The following is a 19,477-nucleotide window of genomic DNA, read 5'->3' as shown; positions in this document are numbered from 1 at the left end:
AACGGGGCCACTTTTTTCTACGGCGTATTAATGGCCGTACACGTCAAAGTCGAAGTACTTGTCCTGCACTTGCTTGTACTTGCCGTTGGCGCGGATTTCGTTGATGGCGGCGTTGAATTTCTCCGCCAGCTCGGTATCGCCTTTACGCACCGCAATACCGGCGCCACCGCCGAAGTACTTGGCGTCTTCGTAGGTCGGGCCGACGAATTCGAAGCCTTTGCCGGCGTCGGTTTTCAGGAAACCGTCGCTCAGGTTGACCGAGTCGGCCAGCATCGCGTCGATACGACCGGACACCATGTCCAGGTTGGCTTCCTGCTGCGAGCCGTAACGCACCAGCTCGATCCCGGCCGGCACCAGCACTTCGGTGGCGTAACGGTCGTGGGTACTGGCACGCAGCACGCCGACTTTCTTGCCTTTGAGCTCGACCAGCGGGTCTTTCACGCCGGAACCGGCCTTCATCACGAAGCGCGCCGGGGTGTGGTAGTACTTGATGGTGAAATCGACGTTTTTCTTGCGGTCGTCAGTGATGGTCATCGAGGACAGGATCGCGTCGATCTTCTTCACTTTCAACGCCGGGATCAGGCCGTCGAACTCCTGCTCGACCCAGGTGCATTTGACTTTCATCTGCTCACACAGCGCGTCGCCGATGTCCACGTCGAAACCGGCCAGTTTGCCGTCAGGGGTTTTCATCGAGAATGGCGGGTAACCGGCTTCGATACCGATACGGATCGGCTTGGCGTCTTCGGCCACGGCGGTCAGGGACAACATCGACAGTGCCAGGGCACCGAACATAACCAGCTTTTTCATTTATTACTCCCGTGTGCGGAGGCTTTTATTGGCAGCTTTCGATTGTCAGGTTCGGCCTTGGGCTGTACAGCGCAAAAAAACCGAAGTGGCCGGCAGTCTATGGCGGCGCGCACGGGGCAAATTGTTTTTAAGCGACAAATACTTACAGAAAATCGGCGAGTGCCATCACGTGGGAAAAGTGTGCGCCGGAGCGGTGCGAGGGTTGTAGGACAAAGCCGACAAAAGTGCCGCCGAAGCGGCAACCCTCCGGCTATCAGCAATCGCAGGCGATCGGCGCGGTGGCGACGCGTGGTGTCGCGACACTCAACTGAAAGCCTTCATCCAGCCACCCGGTCACCCCGCCGATCATCTCTTTGACCGGATAGCCCAACGCCGCCAGCTTCACCGCGGCCTTATTGGCACCATTGCAGTGAGGGCCGGCGCAATAAACCACGAAAAGCGTGTTTTTTGGGTAGTCCACCAGCCCTTCCGCCGTCAGCAAACGCCCGGGAATGTTGATCGCCCCTGGCACATGTCCACGCTCGAAGGCCAGCGGCCCGCGCACGTCCACCAGCACAAAGTCGACTTCGCCGGCCTGCTGGCTGCTGAAGACATCGGAACAATCGGTTTCGAAGGTCAGACGGTTGCTGAAATGCATCAGGGCAATGGCCGAAGGCGCTGCAGGAATCTCGCGAACCAGGCTGGGCATGTTGAATCACTCCGTTGTCGGTGGGGATGAACAGACTTTATCGAGGCGCCGCTTGCCGCTACAGTGGCGCACAAGACACTCACCGGGAATTTTCCGCCAAATGCCTGATTCACCTGGATTGGTCGCGATTCTGGCCTACGACGGCCTCTGCACATTCGAGTTCGGCATCGCCGTGGAGATCTTCGGCCTGGCCCGGCCGGAGTTCGATTTCCCTTGGTACGCGCACTGCATTGCGGCGGTCGATCAAGGGCCGATGCGCGCGATGGGCGGGATTCAGGTGCTGGCGGACGGTGGTCTGGAATTGTTGGCGGATGCGCGGACCATCATCATTCCCGGCTGGCGCGACCGAAATGCGCCGGTGCCGGAAGCCTTGCTTGAAGCATTGCGTGATGCCCATTCACGCGGCGCCCGGTTGCTGTCGATCTGCTCAGGCGTGTTTGTTCTGGCGGCCAGCGGCCTGCTCGACGGTCACGGCGCCACCACTCACTGGCGCTACACCTCGGAGCTGGCCGAGCGCTTTCCGGCCATCGATGTCGATCCGGATGTGCTTTACGTGGATTCCGGCCAATTGATTACCTCGGCCGGCAGCGCAGCCGGGATCGACGCCTGCCTGCATCTGGTGGCGCGGGACTTCGGCACCCAGATCGCCAACTCGGTGGCGCGACGGCTGGTGATGTCGCCACAGCGTACCGGCGGTCAGGCGCAATTCATTCCGACGCCGGTCAGCCCGACGCCGCGCAGCGATCTGTCGCGCGTGATGCAGTGGGCCCGCGAGCGCCTGCACGAACCGCTGGAAGTGCGCGATCTGGCCAGCGAAGCGGCGATGAGCGAACGCACCTTCCTGCGCAAATTCAGCGAAGCCAGCGGCCAGTCACCCAAGGCCTGGTTGCAACACGAACGTCTGGCCCGAGCCCGGGAATTGCTGGAAAGCACGCCGCAGAACACCGAGCAGATCGCCTTGCGCTGCGGTTATCGCTCGGTGGAAAGCTTTCGTGTGGCGTTTCGCAGCGTGGTCGGGGTGCCGCCGTCGGTGTATCGCGAGCGCTTTGGGCGTGAGATCAAGGCTTGCGCAACAGATAGGTGTCCATGATCCAGCCATGCTCGGCCCGCGCAGCTTTGCGCACCCGCTCGATCTCATCGGCAACGTCGCTGAGCTTGCCATGGATAAGGATTTCATCCGGCGTGCCGAGGTAGGCGCCCCAGTAAATCTCGGTCTCCCGATCCGCCACCTGGTGGTAGGAATCTTCCGCGTCGAGCATCACCACCAGACTGTCCGTGTCACTCACCTGCCCCGCCGCCAGGCGTCGGCCGGTGGTGATCTCAATCGAGCGGCCGATGGTGTTCAACGGCACCTTGTGTTGCGCCGCCAAGGCCTGAACGCTGGTGATGCCGGGAATGACCTCGAATTCAAACGCACATCGCCCCGAGGCCAGAATCGCCTGCAGGATGCGAATGGTGCTGTCGTACAACGCCGGGTCGCCCCACACCAGAAAACCGCCGCACTGCCCGTCAGACAATTCGTCATTGATCAGCCGTTCGAAGGTTTGCTGCTTGGCGCGGTTCAGATCATCGACGCTGGCGCTGTAGTCCACATCGCCACGCTCGCGCTCAGGGCTGTGGGCTTCGGCGAAACGGTAGGTACGATCGGTGATGTAGCGTTCGCAGATTTCTCGCCGCAGGTCGATCAGCTTGTCCTTGCTCTGGCCCTTGTCCATCAGGAAAAACACGTCCACCCGATTCAGCGCCTTCACCGCCTGCATCGTGATGTAGTCCGGGTTACCGGCACCGATGCCGATCACCAGCAATCGCTTCATTACTCTGCTCCTTCCAGGCTCATGCCGGACAAGCGTAGCCGCCAGCGCCCGGCAAATCGCAGATCGACCGCCGCCAGCGGCTCGACATCCAGGCTGTGAAACGCCTCACCCTGCACGACCTGCATCAAGGCAGCACGAATCACGAACGGATGGGTAACCGCCACCACGTGCCCCGGTATGGTTTGCAGTGCAACCAGCCACGCGGCGACCCGCTCACGCAACTGCGCCACCGACTCACCGCCATGGGGGGCGGCGTGGGGATCCTCGAGCCAGGCTTGCAATGCCTCGGGTTCGTTTCGTTGCAATTCCTTGATTGACTGACCCTGCCAGCGTCCCCAGTCGCAATCGCGCAGGGCCTCGTCGATGCGTGCATCATGGCCGAACCACGCCGCCGTCTGGCGGGTGCGCAGCTCCGGGCCGCAAATCAGACGCGATGCTGTGTCGAAACGCAAAGCCAGCGAGCAGGACGCCAGCGCCGTTTCTTCAACAGGTTCGTTCGTAGGAAAACACGCCAATTTTTGTGCGACGGTTCTGGCATGGCAGATCAATGTCAAACGGGTGGTCTGCACGGGGAGTCACTCGGCTGGAAGACAGGACGGTCATCGGCGAAATCGCGGATAGAGCGGCAATTGTGCCGTAAACCGGGAGGCTCCGGACAAGTCGATTGATGCCTTAAGCATTTGAAAGCGGCAATGTCTGACACCACGATGGGCAATGGACTACAAGACTGATCGACATCCGTGTAGCCCTTGCGTTACGGGCATTGCGCCCCATTTTGGGGCCTGGTCTAAACGCCGAAAAATTCGCTAGACATGTAGCGCCAGTTACATAAATACTGTTTTAACGGATTGTGAAGCGAATTCAACACCCCATCCAGCAGGAGCCCGGATGCCCCCTTTAAGAGACCTGATCACCGACCCCGGCCTTGACCTGACGCCGTCGGAGCGCAAAGTCGTTCGCGCCTTGCTCGATCAGTATCCACGCAACGGACTTGGCCCGATGGCGCGCCTGGCCGAACATGCCGGCGTCAGCGATCCGACCATCGTGCGGCTGGTGAAAAAACTCGGCTTCGGTGGTTACGCCGACTTCCAGGACGCCCTGCTCAGCGACATGGACCATCGCCTGCGCTCGCCGCGTACCCTGTTGCAGCCGCGCTCGCATCAGAACAAGGACGACGCCTGGAGTCACTATCTGGCTCACAGCCACAATTTACTGGCCGAAACCCAGGCCCTGACCCAGCCGGAAGACGTGCGCATTCTCGCCGACTGGCTGCTCGACACCCGGCATCAGATCTACTGTTTCGGTGGACGCTTCAGCAGTCTGATGGCGACTTACCTGCTCAATCATTTGCGCTTGCTGCGCCCCGGTTGCTTTGCGCTGGAGGACAACGCGCAACTGCCCGACCGCCTGTTCGACCTGCAACGTCAGGATGTGGTGCTGGTGTTCGACTATCGCCGTTACCAGACCCAGGCCTTGCGCGTGGCCAGCGCCGCGAAAAACAACAACGCTCGCGTCGTGCTGTTCACCGACATCTATGCCTCACCGCTGCGCGAACTGGCCGACATGATCATCAGCGCCCCGGTGGAGTCGGCTTCGCCGTTCGACACGATGGTCCCGGCGCTGGCTCAGGTTGAAGCGCTGATTGCCTGCCTGACCCTGCGCAGCCCGGACCTGGCCGATCGCCTGGAAGGCATCGATGCCCTGCGCAACGACTTCGACACCCACTTGCTGGAGGATAAATAAGGATGTTCAGCCTTCCCCATCGCTCGCCACGGGACCTGCCGTTTGTCACCGACCACTCCGCCCTGTTGCTGGTGGACATGCAGCGCGCCTGGCTCGAGCCGCAGTTCGACCCGCACCTCGAAGGCCCGGACGCCGCGTACTTCCTCAACCGCACGCGCTCGCAAGTGGTGCCCAATCAAGTCCGTCTGCTCAAGGCCTTCCGCGACGCTCGGCAGAACGTGCTGCACACCCTGATCGAAAGCCTCACCGCCGATGGCCGTGACCGCTCGCTGGATCACAAACTGTCGGACATGCACCTGCCCAAGGGCAGCCCGCAGGCACAGGTGATCGCCGAACTGAGCCCGGTGGAAAACGAAATCGTGCTGCCGAAGACCTCTTCCGGCGTCTTCAACTCGACCAACATCGACTACGTGCTGCGCAATCTGCAAACCCGTCACCTGATCATCGCCGGGATCGTCACCGACCAATGCGTGGACATGGCCGTGCGCGACGCCGCCGACCGTGGCTACCTCGTCACCCTGGTGGCGGACGCCTGCGCGACCTGGACCGAAGCACGTCACGACGCCTGCCTGAACGCGATCAAGGGCTACTGCTGGATCACCGACACCGACACCGTGCTCGGCCGGTTGCAGGAGATGCAGCCATGAGCGAGCGCCTGTCGCCGTTGCCGATGACCACCATCGTCACCACCGACCTGATCGGCGTCACCCGTGGCCGCTCGTTTCCCAGCGATGAGCTGGAGCACTATCAGGCCGCCGGTTGTGGCTGGGTGCCGGCCAACAGCGCGCTGACGCCGCAGGACATCATCGCTTCGACCAGTCCGTGGGGCGCTTATGGTGATCTGCGGCTGATTCCCGATCTGACCAGTCGCGTCACCGTCGGCAACGGCCCGGACGCCGCAGCGCCGGCGCTGGATTTCATCCACGCCGACATCCGCGAGACTGATGGCCGGCCATGGGCGGCGTGCCCGCGCACGCTGTTGCGCAACGAGGTCGAGCGCTACCGCGATGAGCTTGGCCTGCAGATCAACGCCGCGTTCGAACACGAATTCAACCTGCACGCCGGGTTTGCCGAACATCTGGCGTTCTCGCTCGAAGCCCAGCGCCAGGGCGCCGAATTCGGCGGCTGGCTGCTCAGCGCGTTGCGCGCCGGTGGCGTCGAGCCGGAAATGTTCCTGCCCGAATACGGCAAGCACCAATACGAAATCACCTGCCGCCCGACCCTCGGCGTGGCGGCAGCCGATCGCGCGGTCAACGTGCGCGAGATCACCCGCGAAATCGCCCGGCAGATGGGCCTGGATCTGAGCTTTGCGCCGAAGACCGCTGCCGACGCGGTGTGCAATGGCGTGCACCTGCACGTCAGCCTGCTCGATCTGGCCGGTCAGCCGATGTTCTACGACGCCGGCACCAGCAATGGCCTGTCGACCCTCGGCCAGCATTGGGCGGCGGGTGTGCTGCATTACTTGCCGGCACTGTGCGCGTTCACTGCACCGACGCCGGTGTCGTATGAGCGTTTGCAACCGCATCACTGGAGCGCGTCCTACGCCTGTCTGGGCCAGCAGAATCGCGAAGCGGCGCTGCGCATCTGCCCGACCGTGAGCGTGGGCAACAAGCCCGTGGCGAAGCAATACAACCTGGAATTCCGCGCCATGGACGCCACCGCCTCACCGCATCTGGCAATGGCTGCGCTGCTGATCGCCGGACGCCTGGGCATCGAGCAGCGTCTGGCGCTGAACGCGATCACCGATGAAATCCCCGATTCACTCAACGACGAACAACGCAAGGCCCGGGGCATCGTTGCCCTGCCCGCCTCCCTGGCCCAGGCACTGGATTGCCTGCGTCGCAGTGAAGCGCTGGTCGAAGCGCTGCCAAGCGCGTTGCTCGATACTTTTTTCGCCCTTAAAACCGAGGAACTGGCGCTGACGGAACAGCTCTCGCCCGCTGATCTTTGTGAGCACTATGCACGCCTGTACTGAATCCGTTGAGCTTGGGTTGTACACCCGACCGGTCTACAACCTGAGCCGTGAAGATTCGACGCACCCGCTGATTCTGGTGTGCGAACACGCCAGCCGCTACATCCCCGAGGCCCTGAACAACCTGGGCCTGGATGACACGGCCGCGCGCGAACACATCGCCTGGGACATTGGAGCCCTGGCGCTGGCCGAGCAACTGTCGGAGCAATTGGGGGCCACGCTGTTGAGCGCCAACTATTCGCGCCTGCTGATCGACCTCAATCGCCCCCGGCATGCGCCCGACAGCATCCCGGCGCAGAGCGAGATCTACCAGGTGCCGGGCAACCGCGAGCTCGACGAGGCCACCCGCGAATACCGTCGCCAGTGCCTGTTCAAGCCGTTTCACACGCGCCTGCAACAACTGATCGATGCACGTCTGGCCGAAGGTCGACCGGTGCGGGTGGTAGGGATTCACAGTTTCACCCCGGTGTATTACGGCCAGCCGCGGGAGCTGGAAGTCGGCGTACTGTTCGGTCAGGCCCGGGCCTATGCCCAACGGATGCTCGACGGTCTGGAGCGACATCCGCTGAAAGTCGCCGGCAACCAGCCGTACAGGATCGACCCGCTGGGCGACATGACCGTGCCGGTGCACGGCGACGCCCGGGGCCTCGATTCGGTGTTGATCGAAGTGCGCAACGACCTGCTGCGCAGCCCGGAAGCGGTTTCTCGCTGGGCGAATTATCTGGCACCACTGCTGTAAAAAATGTTGTAACCACTGCTGATGCTGTAAACGACGGACCGATATAACAACTAAAACGACCGATTGGCTGACAAGGAGTTGCGCTTCATGGAAATAGAAGAGTTCGGCTACAAACAGGAGTTGAAACGTAGCCTGACACTGACCGACCTGGTGGTGTACGGGATGATCTTCATGATCCCCATCGCCCCGTTCGGCGTGTATGGCTACGTCAACGCCGAGGCACCGGGGATGGTGCCTCTGGCGTACATCATCGGCATGGTGGCGATGGTTTTCACCGCGCTCAGCTACGGCAGCATGGCCCGAGCCTTTCCGATTGCCGGATCGGTGTATTCCTACGCGCAACGGGGTCTGAATCAACACGTCGGCTTCATCGCCGGCTGGCTGATGCTGCTCGATTACCTGCTGATTCCGCCGCTGCTTTACGTCTACGCGGCGATGGCGCTCAACCATCTGTACCCGGACATCCCGAAAGTCGGCTTCATTCTGGCGTTCCTGGTCAGCGCGACCTTCGTCAACCTGCGCGGCATCACCTTCACTGCTCGCATGAACATCCTGTTTCTGCTGGCGCAACTGGTGGTACTGGGGATTTTCCTGTTCTACGCCTGGAACGCCCTGCACAACGGTGGCGGCAACGGCCAGTTGACCCTCGCGCCGCTGTATCACCCGGAAACCTTCAACTTCGCCCTGCTGATGCAAGCGGTGTCGATTGCGGTGCTGTCGTTCCTCGGCTTCGATGCGATCTCCACCCTCGCCGAAGAGATCAAGGGCGATCCGGGCCGCAGCGTCGGCAAAGCGGCGTTGATCACGCTGGTGGTGATGGGTGTGATTTTCGTCGCGCAAACCTGGATCGCTACCGATCTGGCAGCGGGCATGGGCTTCAAGTCCGCCGACACTGCGTTCTATGAAATCGCCGAAATCGCTGCCGGCAGCTGGCTCGCGACCTTGACCGGCGTGGCCACGGCCCTGGCCTGGGGCGTGGCGGTGGCAATCACTTCGCAAGCGGCGGTCTCGCGCCTGCTGTTCGGCATGGCCCGCGACGGCAAGTTGCCGAAAGTGCTGGCCAAGGTGCACCCGAAACACAACACGCCGTACCTGAGCATTTATCTGGTGGCCGTGCTGTCGCTGGTGATCTGCTACCTGTTCATCAATTCGGTGGACACCCTGACCTCGCTGGTCAACTTCGGCGCCCTGAGCGGCTTCATGCTGCTGCACCTGACCGTGATCAATTACTACTGGCGCCGGCAGAAATCCGGCCAGGTGATCCGTCACCTGATCTGCCCGGTGATCGGCTTCATCATCGTCGCGGCCATCATGTACAACATGGGCGTCGATGCACAAAAACTCGGCCTGATCTGGATCGCACTGGGTCTGGTGTACCTGTTCTTCCTGAACAAGCTCGGCGCCAGTACCGCGCTGCCTGACCCGAGCAATGGCTGACAAGAAAAAGAGCGGCGTCTGACAACAAATCAGGCGACCGCCGCTTTAACGCGTGGAAACCGACAGTGATAGTCAGGTTCGGCGAATGGGCCGAACCTTTTGATACAGGAGTGCATCCATGCTGGTCTTACGTCCAGTCGAGCCAAACGACCTGCCTCAATTGCAACAATTGGCGCGCGACAGCCTGGTGGGCGTCACATCCCTGCCGGACGACAGCGAACGCCTGGGCGAAAAAATCGCCGCGTCCTGCGCCTCGTTCGACAGCGATGCGGCGGCTCAAGGCCCGGAGAATTACTTCTTCGTGCTGGAAGACATCGACAGCCATCGACTGGTTGGCTGTTCGGAAATTCTCGCCACCGCAGGTTTCAACGAGCCGTTCTACAGCCTGCGCAACCGCCACTTCACCAGCGCCTCGCGGGAGCTGAATATCGAGCACGGCGTGCCGGCGCTGTCGCTGTGTCACGACCTGAGCGGGCATACGCTACTGCGCGGTTTTCACATCGACGCGGCGCTGGTGCGCACGCCGTTTTCCGAATTGCTGTCGCGGGCACGCCTGCTGTTCATCGCCGCCCACGCGCCACGTTTTGCCGAAGCGGTGATCACCGAAATCGTCGGTTACAGCGACGAGCAAGGGCATTCACCGTTCTGGGATGCGCTGGGCAAACATTTCTTCGACCTGCCCTACGTCGAGGCCGAACGCCTGTGCGGCTTGCAGAGCCGTACGTTTCTCGCCGAGCTGATGCCGCAATACCCGATCTACGTGCCAATGCTGCCGCAAGCGGCGCAGGACTGCATCGGCCGCATTCACCCGGACGGCCAGGAAGCCTTCGACATCCTCGAGCGCGAAGGTTTTGAAACCAACAGCTACATCGACCTGTTCGATGCCGGCCCGACCTTGTATGCACGCACCGCCAACATCCGTTCGATCGCGCAGAGCCAGACAGTTACGGTTGAGGAAGAACCCCTGATCGATGCTCGCGGACGCTATCTGGTGAGCAACGATGCTCTGCATGGCTTTCGGGCAGTGGTTGCCGAGCTGGATTTCCAGCCCGGTCAGCCCTTGGCGCTTACGCCGGCGATCAGTGCGGCGTTGAATGTCAGCGCTGGCCACACGATCCGGGTAATCGCCCTGTGAATCGCGCCCCTACCCAACGACAGTGCCCGAGCAGGCGCGCAAAAGGAGTTGCAGCATGATTGTCCGTCCGGTTCAAGTCAGCGACCTGCCAGCGTTGATGACGCTGGTGCAACAGGCCGGGCCGGGGTTCACCACCCTGCCCGCCAACGAAGATCGCCTGGCCCACCGGGTGCGCTGGGCACAACGGGCGTTCGCCGAGCAGGTCGAGCGGGCCGATGCCGATTACCTGTTCGTGCTTGAAGACGACGAACAGCGCGTGGTCGGCGTCAGCGCCCTGGCCGGGGCCGTCGGCCTGCGCGAGCCGTGGTACAACTATCGGGTCGGGCTGACCGTCAGTTCGGCGCCGGACCTGGGTATTCAGCGGCAGATTCCGACGCTGTTCCTCAACAATGAACTGACCGGCCAATCGGAACTGTGCTCGCTGTTCCTGCGCCACGACCAGCGCCACGGCAGCAATGGACGTCTGCTGTCGCTGGGGCGTTTGCTGTTTGTTGCCGAATTCCCGCACCTGTTCGGCGAAAAAATGATCGCCGAACTGCGCGGCAGTGCCGACGAACAAGGCCGTTCGCCGTTCTGGGACAGTCTGGGCCGGCACTTCTTCCAGATGGACTTCAGCCACGCCGACCATCTGTCCGGGCTCGGCAACAAGGCCTTCATCGCCGAACTGATGCCGCGCCAGCCGCTGTACACCTGCCTGCTCACCGAACAGGCCCAGGCCGTGATCGGCCAGGCCCACCCCAACACCGAGCCGGCGCTGAAAATCCTCCAGGCCGAGGGTTTTGCCCATAAAGGCTATATCGACATATTTGACGGCGGCCCGGTGATCGAGGCGCCGATCCGAAGCATCCGCACGGTGCGCGACAGCCTGGAACTGACCCTGAGCATCGGCACGCCGGACGATCAGGCGCCGCTGTGGCTGATCCACAATCGGCGCCTGGAAAACTGCCGCATCACCGTCGCGGCGGGACGCCGGGTCGGCAGTAGTCTGGTGATCGACCGCCTGACCGCCAAACGCCTGCAATTGCAACCGGGCAACTCGGTGCGGGCGGTGCCGTTGCCCAATCGACAGCAGCAGGCGGTGGCGGCCTGAGCTCAGATTCCTGGAGAGAAAGCGCCTGAACAGGTTTTTCCTGGTTAACGTCCTCGTTAATTCGTCATGATCCTTGACCCATTGGCGTGATAGCCTTTTCACCTTCGGCGTTGACACCTTTGCTCAAGCCTTTCCATTCCTTTGTATTGGTGGAACTCGTATGACCAGGCTTTCTCATCAAGATTTGCGCCGTAACTTCCGTCAGCTGCTGGCTTCCGACACCTGCTATCACACCGCCTCGGTGTTCGATCCGATGTCTGCCCGCATCGCCGCTGACCTGGGTTTTGAAGTAGGGATTCTCGGCGGCTCGGTCGCCTCATTGCAGGTGCTGGGCGCTCCGGACTTTGCCCTGATCACCCTCAGCGAATTCGCTGAGCAGGCCACCCGCATCGGCCGCGTCGCCCAATTACCGGTGATCGCCGACGCCGACCACGGCTACGGCAACGCCCTCAACGTGATGCGCACCATCGTTGAACTGGAACGCGCCGGCGTCGCCGCGCTGACCATCGAAGACACCCTGCTGCCAGCACAATTCGGCCGCAAATCCACCGACCTGATCACCGTCGCAGAAGGCGTCGGCAAGATCCGCGCGGCACTGGAAGCCCGGGTCGATTCGGAAATGGCGATCATCGCCCGGACCAACGCCGGCATCCTGCCGAACCAGGAAATCATCAGCCGCACCAAGCAGTACCAGGCCGCCGGTGCCGACGGTATCTGCATGGTGGGTATCCAGGACTTCGACCAGCTCGAGCAGATCGCCGAACACCTGACCGTCCCGCTGATGCTGGTGACCTACGGCAACCCGGCGCTGCGCGACGACAAACGCTTGGCCGAACTGGGTGTGCGCGTGACCATCGACGGCCACGGTGCCTACTTCGCGGCGATCAAAGCGACTTACGACAGCCTTCGCGAACAGCGCCAGATCTTCACCCAGGCTTCCGACCTGAGCGCCACCGAACTGACCCACACCTACACCCAGCCTGAGGAATACATCCTCTGGGCCAAGGAATACATGAGCGTCAAAGAGTAACCTCGCACCACGCTACAAAGAGGCAGAGCGGCCCGACGCCATCACGAGTCCACTCGCATGGCGCCCGCCGCGAAACCGCTAGACCGCTGTCTTGAAGCCTTCCTCCCGCTGTAATGCCCGCGTCTGAATCACGTTCAGAATGGCGCAGCCCTCCCGCATCAGAAGATGCACTGCGCTGGTAATGCGCGTCAGATCACAATCGGAAATGCCCTTGAGGTCGAGACTGGAAAAGGTGTCCGCCAGATCGCGCACGACCACAAAACGGTGCACCTGATCGTCGATCGTTCCCACGCTCCGCGTGGGAATGCAGCCCGGGACGCTCTGCGTCCCTTCCAGAGCCGAACGCGGAGCGTCCGTTGAGGCATTCCCACGCAGAGCGTGGGAACGATCAGGCGGCTGTTACCGTTTCGCCAACTCCATAATCATCCGCGACAACAGATAAATCCGCGGCGCCACGCTCTCCACCTCCGCGTATTCCTCCGGCGTATGAATGTTGCCGCCAACAATCCCGAACCCATCCAGCGTCGGCGTCCCTACCCCGGCCGACAGGCTCGCATCCGCCGCCCCGCCGCTGCCTTCTTCGGTCAACTTGCGGCCGATTTCGCCGTAAATCCCTTGCGCCATCGCCATCAAACGATCCGACTCCGCCGTCTGCGGCATCGGTGGCAAGCCGCGTTGCAGCGAGGTCTTCACTTCGGTATCGGGGATCAACTTGTCCTGCGACACCCGCGCCAGATCCTTCTCGATCCGGTCAAATTCTTCCGGCACCGCCGCCCGTACGTCAGCCTTGGCCGTGGCCTGATCCGGGATCACGTTGGTGCGGTCGCCGGCCTTGAGCACGGTGAAGTTGATGGTGGTTTTCTTGGCCTCGTCGCCGAGCTTGCCGAGTTGCAGGATCTGATGCGCCGCCTCCATCGCCGCGTTGCGCCCCAGTTCCGGCGCGACGCCGGCGTGGGCCGCCTTGCCCTTGACCTCGACCAGCGCCGTGGCGCTGCCCTTGCGCCACACCACCAGACCATCGGCCGGACGGCCCGGTTCAAGGTTGAGGGTGACGTCGTGGAGTTTGGCGGTTTTCTTGATCAGGTCGGTGGCGACGTCCGAGCCGGTTTCTTCGCTGGCATCGAGCAGGAAGGTGATTTGCGCGTAGTCCTTGAAGTCGAGGTTCTTCAGAATTTTCAGCGCGTAGATGCCGGCGACGATCCCGCCCTTGTCGTCCATCACACCCGGCCCGTAGGCGCGGCCGTCCTTGATGTGAAACGGTCGCTCGGCGGCGGAGCCTTCCTTGAACACCGTGTCCATGTGCGCCATCAGCAGGATTTTCGCCTTGCCGGTGCCTTTGAGCGTGGCGAGCACGTGGTTGGTTTTTTCCGGCGTATTGGGCACCAGCTCGATGGTGGCGCCGAGCTTTTTCAGCTCGTCGATGGCGATTTCGCTGACTTGCTTGAGCCCCGGTTCATAGCCGGAACCGGAGTCGATATTGACCAGGCGCTCGAGCAATTTCAGGGCTTCTGGCTTGTATTGCTCGGCATCGGCCAGCACTTGTTTGTGCGGTTCGGCAAAGACACCGGAGGCTGCAAAAGTGAGGGACAGACCGGCCAGCAGAGAACGACGGAAATTGAACGTCATGAATCAATCCTTGTTTCGTGTCGGGTACTGAACCGTACCTGACATCGCCCCAAGGCTCCATCCCGGATGCGACACCCGATCCGTTCAAACCGAATCGAATACCTCGCGCCGCGGCTTGTCGTCGCTGCAGCAAATCACCCGGTTACGCCCGCCAGCCTTGGCTTCGTACAGCGCCTGGTCGGCGTCATCGAGCCAGCGCGTCGCGTCGCCTTGGGCCGGATCGAGTGCCGCCAGACCGATGCTCAGGCTGACTTTCAGCGCCGGGTTCTGTTCGTACACCAGAAAGGAAAAACGCTCACGCAAGGCTTCCATCGCCTGCACCGCATTGAACAGCGGCAAGTCCGGCAGGATCACGCAAAATTCGTCACCGCCGTAGCGCCCCGCCACATCGGCCATACGCAGGTTCTGCTTGAGCATCTTGCTCAGCTGGCGCAGGACGATATCGCCGGCCACGTGGCCGTAGGTGTCGTTGATCGCCTTGAAGTGGTCGATGTCGATCAGCGCAATCGCCGCACCTGTCTGCTGGCGTTTGCAGCGTTCGAATTCGACTTCCAGTTGATCCTTCCAGGCGCCGTGATTGAGCAGACCGGTGAGGCTGTCGGTGCGGCTCAGGGCCAGCAATTCGCGTTTATGCAAGCCGAGGGTGTAGGCCTGGCGAAAGCAGATCCAGCCCAGCGCCAGCGGATACAGCATCAACAACGGCAGACAGGCATAGAGCTGTGCCGGCGTGGTCATCGGGACGAGCGCGGGGGCAAACACCACCAGCCCGACGCCGACGCCGAGCAACTGCGCCGCCGCTCCGGCCAATAGAAAACGAGCACCACCGATAGCGACGTTGTTCATCGCCATCATCGAAATGGTCGTGGCACTGGGCAAGGGATTGAAGTGCATGGCGGCGACCCAGAAGCCACCGAGAAAGGCGTCGATCAACAAATTACGGTGTTCGGCGTGGTACGGAACCTTCGCCCGGCGCGCCCATTGATACGCGAGGTGCGGCCAGACCAGGCCGTTGAACAGCATCACCGCCCAGACCCAGGCCGGCGGATCGAGTGGATACATCGCGACGCTCACGCACAAAAGCCCCAGAACCAGCCCGAGGATTCGCGATGTATAGAGCCTCCTGGCCAGTGAAAGTCCCTTTCCTCCCGTTCTTCCCATAGGGGCCTCGACCACTCGACGGCACTGCGCAGACCGCAGACCCGATGTATTGGGAGTCTATCAGGGCAACGTCAAATAGCCATCACCGGCCAGCGGGCCGAATACCCCGTCATCAGCACCACACGGCGAGCAAATGATTGGCTATACATGAAAGGAAGAAAATGGAAAAAAGACTCTAAAAAGGAGGCCCATGCAGACCTATCAAGTGTTGATCATCGGCAGCGGTTTTGGCGGCCAGTGCGCGGCGGTCAACCTGCTCAAGGCCGGTATCGACGACTTTCGCTTGCTGGAGCGCCGCGACTTCTTCGGCGGCACCTGGTGCCAGAACACCTACCCCGGCGCGGCGGTGGATGTGCCGTCGCCGCTGTATTCCCTATCGTTTGCGCCTTACCGCTGGACGCAGATGTTCGCCGAACAGGCCGAACTGCACCGCTACACCGACCATGTGGTGGAGCGCTTCGGCCTCGGTGATCGGGTAGAACTGGAGGCCAATGTCGAGCGCGTCGAATGGAACGACAACGACAAACGCTGGGCCGTATACACCGGAACCAAAGGCATTTTTTATGCGCAGTTCCTGATCAATGCCACCGGGCCGCTGAGCCAGCCGGTTATCCCACACTTTCCCGGCCAGGATCGCTTTCAGGGCAAGACCTTTCATACAAACAATTGGGATCACAGCTACGACTATCACGGTAAACGCGTGGCGATTGTCGGCAGCGGTGCCAGTGCGGCACAGGTGATTCCGGCCATTGCACCGAAGGTCGCCCAATTGCATGTGTTTCAGCGCACAGCGCATTGGGTGCTGCCCCGGGCTGATCGTACGTTCGGGCGATTCCAGCGCTGGCTGCTGGGTCTGAAACCGGCCTACAAACTGCTGCGCTGGATGATCTACTGGCAATTCGAAACCCGGGTCATCGCTTTCAAATACTCGAAACCAGCGATTCACATGGTGCAGCGACACGCCCTGAAGTTTCTCAAACGCCAGGTGACTGACCCCGAGTTGCGGAAAAAACTGACACCGGACTTCACCATCGGCTGCAAACGGGTGCTGCTCTCCAGCACCTACTACCCGGCACTGACCCGGCCCAACGTCACGTTGCACAGCCGCGAGCAAGGCATCGCCAGCCTCGACGAAACCGGCATCGTCACCACCGATGGCCAGCACATCGACGTCGATCTGATCGTCTGGTCGACCGGTTACGACGCCACCGACGGCGTGATTTCCTACCCGGTCAGCGGAAAAAACGCTGTGCAACTGCGCGACGTCTGGGCGCAATATCCACGCGCTTACCTCGGCACCAGTCTGCCGGACTTCCCCAACCTGTTTATCGTCACCGGGCCGAACACCGGTATCGGCCACACCTCGGCGCTGTTCATCATCGAATCGCAGATGAACTACATCCTCGACTGCATCCGCACCTTGCAGGCCAATGGTCTGCGCAGCATCGAGGTTCGCCCCGAAGCAGAACGTACCTACACTCAGATGATTCACCGGGAGATGGAGCGCACGGTCTGGAAAACTGGCGGCTGCCACAGTTGGTATCAAAGCAAAAGCGGTCATGTGATCGCGATGTTCCCCGGCTTCAGTTTCAGCTATCACCGGTTGACCCGGGCGCTGAAACCGGCCGACCACATTCTGTCTTGAACAAGGAAGACCCACGATGCTTTTGCTGTTTGTCGCCCTCGCGGTTTTCGTGGCCTGGAGCTGGTTGAGCTACCCGGCGGTCGGCCACTGGCTCTACGATCTGAGCGCGGCCCTGGAGGCCAGGCTGTACCGGTTGCACAAGATTGAAGTGCCGATTGCCGAAATGACCGTGTCGACCTGGCAAGGCGGGCCTTATGAAGCGTCGAGCAGCATTTTGATGCTGCACGGCTACAGCGCTGAAAAAAACCTGTGGCTGCGCTTCGCCCGGCATTTTGTCGGGCAGTATCGGGTGATCATCCCGGACCTCGCCGGTCATGGTGAAACCGGCTTCAAGGCCGGCGGTGGCTACGACATTCCGGTGCAGGCCAAGCGCATGATCCAGTTGCTCGACGTTTGCGGCGTCGAGAAAGTCCATGTGATCGGCAACTCCATGGGCGGCTACATCGCCGCGTGGCTGGCGGCCACCTACCCGGATCGCATCGCTTCGGTGGCGCTGATCGACCCGGCGGGCGTCACCGCGCCCGAGCCCAGCGACATGGAGCGTCATCTGGCCCGTGGGCACAATCCGTTTCTGATCAATTCCCGGGAAGAATTCCGACGCTTCTATGCTATGACCATGGCCTCGCCACCGTGGGTGCCCGGTCTGGTGCTCGACGCGATCGCCCAGCGCTACGAACAATGCCGCGACGAACTGGAAGAGATCTTCCGGGATTTTCGCGCCAGCCCGCCGATGGAGCCGAAACTGCCGGACATCAAATGCCCGGCGCTGTTGCTCTGGGGCCGCAAGGACCGGCTGATCGACGTCAGCAGCGTGCCGGTGTGGAGCAAAGGCATCAGCAATCTGCGGGTCGATGTCTGGGATGGTGTCGGCCATATGCCGATGGTCGAACAACCGTCGAACACGGCACGTCTGTATCGGGAGTTTCTGGGGGAAAACTCGCGCCAGGACAGGTAAACGGTCAGTCGTTGGCAGAATGAAGTTCGTAGGATTCTTCGTTTGCCCGCGTCGGCGAAGGCTGCGATCTTTTCCGACATCCTTTACGTGACCGTGCCAGGAATTTTTTTCATGACCGTGCAGCCTTTCGTCAGCCCCGACCTGATCCGTCAGCGCTTCTCCAAAGCGATGTCCGACATGTACCGCCAAGAAGTGCCGCTGTACGGCGCGTTGATGGAACTGGTAGAACAGACCAACCGCGACGTGCTGGCACGCGAGCCGCAAGTCGCCAGTCAACTGCACCGCACCGGCGAAATCGAACGGCTGGACATGGAGCGCCACGGCGCCATCCGCGTCGGCACCGCCACCGAACTCGCCACCCTCGCCCGTTTGTTCGCAGTGATGGGCATGCAACCGGTGGGCTATTACGACCTGACCCCTGCCGGGGTGCCAGTGCATTCCACGGCGTTCCGGGCGGTGCATGAAGATGCGCTGCAGGTCAGCCCGTTCCGGGTGTTCACTTCGTTGTTGCGACTGGAATTGATTGAAGACCCCGAGCTGCGGGCCTTCGCGCAATTGGTGCTGGATAAGCGTTCGATCTTTACGCCATCGGCGCTAAGGCTGATCGAACAGGCTGAATCTGCTGGCGGCCTGAATGAGTCCGAGGCCGGGGAATTTGTCCTGCAAGCGCTGGAGACTTTTCGCTGGCACCACAGCGCCACCGTCACCGCCGCGCAATACCAGACGCTCAGCGCCCAGCATCGCCTGATCGCCGATGTCGTCGCGTTCAAGGGCCCGCACATCAACCACCTGACCCCGCGCACACTGGACATCGACATCGTTCAGGCGCAGATGCCACTGCACGGCATCACGCCCAAAGCGGTGATCGAAGGCCCGCCGCGCCGGCAGCATCCGATCCTGTTGCGTCAGACCAGTTTCAAGGCGCTGGACGAACCGATTGCCTTCACCGACCAGACGCAAACCCGCGGCAGCCACAGCGCCCGCTTCGGCGAAATCGAACAACGTGGCGCAGCGCTGACTCCCAAGGGCCGTGCGCTGTACGACCGCCTGCTGAACGCGGCGCGCGATGAATTGGGCGATTTCCCCAACGAAGCCAACGCCTCACGCTACAACTCGCTGATGGCCCGGCACTTCAGCGAATTCCCTGACAGCCTCGAGGGCATGCGCGAGCAGGAACTGGCGTACTTTCGGTATTTCCTGACAGACAAAGGGCTGGCGGCGAGTCGTCCCGCTGATGCTTCGCTGCAAGGGTTATTACGCGACGGCTATGTGAAAGCCGAACCGCTGGTGTACGAAGATTTCCTGCCAGTCAGTGCGGCAGGGATTTTTCAGTCGAACCTGGGGGACGCGGCGCAGACGCACTATGGCGAGCATTCCAATCGACAGGCGTTCGAGTTGGCCCTGGGGCGTTCGACCATTGATGAGTTGGGCCTGTATGCCGAAACCCAGCAACGTTCGATTGAGGAATGCCTCACTGCAATTGCCCGATCCGCGTGAAAAGCGGCGATTGGCCATACTGCGCAAGAAGTTGCGCACTTGTTTCGTAAAAATGCTCACCGATTCCGCTGGAGGCCATGTGTTTAAAGGCCTCCAGCCAAGTGCGCAAGAAGTTGCGCAGTACTGCGCAACTTCTTGCGC

General features: G+C 61.5%; 18 protein-coding genes and 1 pseudogene. 12 read left to right on the top strand and 7 right to left on the bottom strand.

The annotated features are described in order from the left end of the window. Positions 1-27 precede the first annotated feature (27 nt). Positions 28-807 carry an ABC transporter substrate-binding protein gene (locus tag AC07Y2_RS26780; RefSeq protein WP_039767817.1) on the bottom strand — a complete coding sequence of 260 codons (780 nt, stop codon included), beginning with the start codon at positions 805-807 and terminating at the stop codon, positions 28-30. 253 nt (positions 808-1,060) lie between these two features. Next, positions 1,061-1,495: a rhodanese-like domain-containing protein gene (locus AC07Y2_RS26775; RefSeq protein WP_039767816.1), complete on the bottom strand. Its 435-nt coding sequence runs from the start codon at positions 1,493-1,495 to the stop codon at positions 1,061-1,063. 100 nt (positions 1,496-1,595) lie between these two features. On the opposite strand from AC07Y2_RS26775, the gene ftrA reads away from it, so the two are divergent. Further along, on the top strand, positions 1,596-2,585 hold the full coding sequence (gene ftrA / locus AC07Y2_RS26770; RefSeq protein WP_103387113.1) for a transcriptional regulator FtrA: 990 nt from the start codon (positions 1,596-1,598) through the stop codon (positions 2,583-2,585). On the opposite strand, the gene cobF is transcribed toward ftrA, so the two are convergent. Further along, entirely contained in the window at positions 2,554-3,309 is a 756-nt protein-coding gene (gene cobF / locus AC07Y2_RS26765) for a precorrin-6A synthase (deacetylating) (protein ID WP_103387112.1), read from the bottom strand. The two genes, ftrA and cobF, sit on opposite strands and share 32 nt — an antisense overlap. Then, positions 3,309-3,878: a histidine phosphatase family protein gene (locus AC07Y2_RS26760; RefSeq protein WP_103387111.1), complete on the bottom strand. Its 570-nt coding sequence runs from the start codon at positions 3,876-3,878 to the stop codon at positions 3,309-3,311. The genes cobF and AC07Y2_RS26760 overlap by 1 nt, the downstream gene beginning before the upstream one ends. 319 nt (positions 3,879-4,197) lie before the next feature. Between AC07Y2_RS26760 and AC07Y2_RS26755 the strand changes: the two genes are divergently transcribed. From AC07Y2_RS26755 to AC07Y2_RS26720, 8 genes are all read left to right on the top strand, one after another. Next, the gene (locus AC07Y2_RS26755) at positions 4,198-5,052 is read left to right on the top strand and encodes a MurR/RpiR family transcriptional regulator (RefSeq protein WP_039767812.1); all 855 of its coding nucleotides are present in this window, start codon (positions 4,198-4,200) and stop codon (positions 5,050-5,052) included. A gap of 2 nt (positions 5,053-5,054) precedes the next feature. Further along, entirely contained in the window at positions 5,055-5,699 is a 645-nt protein-coding gene (locus AC07Y2_RS26750) for a cysteine hydrolase family protein (protein WP_103387110.1), read from the top strand. Then, the gene (locus AC07Y2_RS26745) at positions 5,696-7,027 is read left to right on the top strand and encodes a type I glutamate--ammonia ligase (protein ID WP_103387109.1); all 1,332 of its coding nucleotides are present in this window, start codon (positions 5,696-5,698) and stop codon (positions 7,025-7,027) included. The genes AC07Y2_RS26750 and AC07Y2_RS26745 overlap by 4 nt, the downstream gene beginning before the upstream one ends. Beyond that, entirely contained in the window at positions 7,011-7,763 is a 753-nt protein-coding gene (locus tag AC07Y2_RS26740) for an N-formylglutamate amidohydrolase (RefSeq protein WP_103387108.1), read from the top strand. The genes AC07Y2_RS26745 and AC07Y2_RS26740 overlap by 17 nt, the downstream gene beginning before the upstream one ends. Positions 7,764-7,850: 87 nt before the next feature. After that, the gene (locus AC07Y2_RS26735) at positions 7,851-9,200 is read left to right on the top strand and encodes an APC family permease (RefSeq protein WP_085686274.1); all 1,350 of its coding nucleotides are present in this window, start codon (positions 7,851-7,853) and stop codon (positions 9,198-9,200) included. A 118-nt stretch (positions 9,201-9,318) separates the two neighbouring features. Beyond that, positions 9,319-10,335, top strand: coding sequence for an arginine N-succinyltransferase (locus AC07Y2_RS26730; RefSeq protein ID WP_085648832.1), 1,017 nt, complete (start codon positions 9,319-9,321; stop codon positions 10,333-10,335). A 55-nt stretch (positions 10,336-10,390) separates the two neighbouring features. Further along, the gene (gene astA, locus AC07Y2_RS26725) at positions 10,391-11,425 is read left to right on the top strand and encodes an arginine N-succinyltransferase (RefSeq protein WP_074687779.1); all 1,035 of its coding nucleotides are present in this window, start codon (positions 10,391-10,393) and stop codon (positions 11,423-11,425) included. 160 nt (positions 11,426-11,585) lie between these two features. Next, positions 11,586-12,455: an isocitrate lyase/PEP mutase family protein gene (locus AC07Y2_RS26720; protein ID WP_007956238.1), complete on the top strand. Its 870-nt coding sequence runs from the start codon at positions 11,586-11,588 to the stop codon at positions 12,453-12,455. A 78-nt stretch (positions 12,456-12,533) separates the two neighbouring features. Here the strand turns inward: AC07Y2_RS26720 and AC07Y2_RS26715 are convergent. The 3 genes and pseudogenes from AC07Y2_RS26715 to AC07Y2_RS26705 all read right to left on the bottom strand — a co-directional run. Next, positions 12,534-12,725: pseudogene (locus AC07Y2_RS26715) on the bottom strand (hypothetical protein); the annotation flags it as partial. Between the two features lie 129 nt (positions 12,726-12,854). Next, on the bottom strand, positions 12,855-14,081 hold the full coding sequence (locus AC07Y2_RS26710) for a M20/M25/M40 family metallo-hydrolase (protein ID WP_103387107.1): 1,227 nt from the start codon (positions 14,079-14,081) through the stop codon (positions 12,855-12,857). Positions 14,082-14,165: 84 nt separating this feature from the next. Further along, positions 14,166-15,239 carry a diguanylate cyclase gene (locus AC07Y2_RS26705; RefSeq protein ID WP_103387106.1) on the bottom strand — a complete coding sequence of 358 codons (1,074 nt, stop codon included), beginning with the start codon at positions 15,237-15,239 and terminating at the stop codon, positions 14,166-14,168. A 190-nt stretch (positions 15,240-15,429) separates the two neighbouring features. Between AC07Y2_RS26705 and AC07Y2_RS26700 the strand changes: the two genes are divergently transcribed. The 3 genes from AC07Y2_RS26700 to hglS all read left to right on the top strand — a co-directional run bounded on the left by AC07Y2_RS26700 (position 15,430) and on the right by hglS (position 19,336). Then, a complete protein-coding gene (locus AC07Y2_RS26700) occupies positions 15,430-16,884 on the top strand; it encodes a flavin-containing monooxygenase (protein WP_103387105.1) in 1,455 nt (484 codons plus the stop codon). 16 nt (positions 16,885-16,900) lie between these two features. Further along, a complete protein-coding gene (locus AC07Y2_RS26695; protein ID WP_039767801.1) occupies positions 16,901-17,839 on the top strand; it encodes an alpha/beta fold hydrolase in 939 nt (312 codons plus the stop codon). 111 nt (positions 17,840-17,950) lie between these two features. Next, positions 17,951-19,336 carry a 2-oxoadipate dioxygenase/decarboxylase HglS gene (hglS, locus tag AC07Y2_RS26690; protein WP_103387104.1) on the top strand — a complete coding sequence of 462 codons (1,386 nt, stop codon included), beginning with the start codon at positions 17,951-17,953 and terminating at the stop codon, positions 19,334-19,336. Positions 19,337-19,477: the final 141 nt, after the last annotated feature.

It is taken from the genome of Pseudomonas sp. GW456-12-1-14-TSB6 (assembly GCF_059424205.1).
This window is presented reverse-complemented; position numbering and strand designations above follow the sequence as displayed.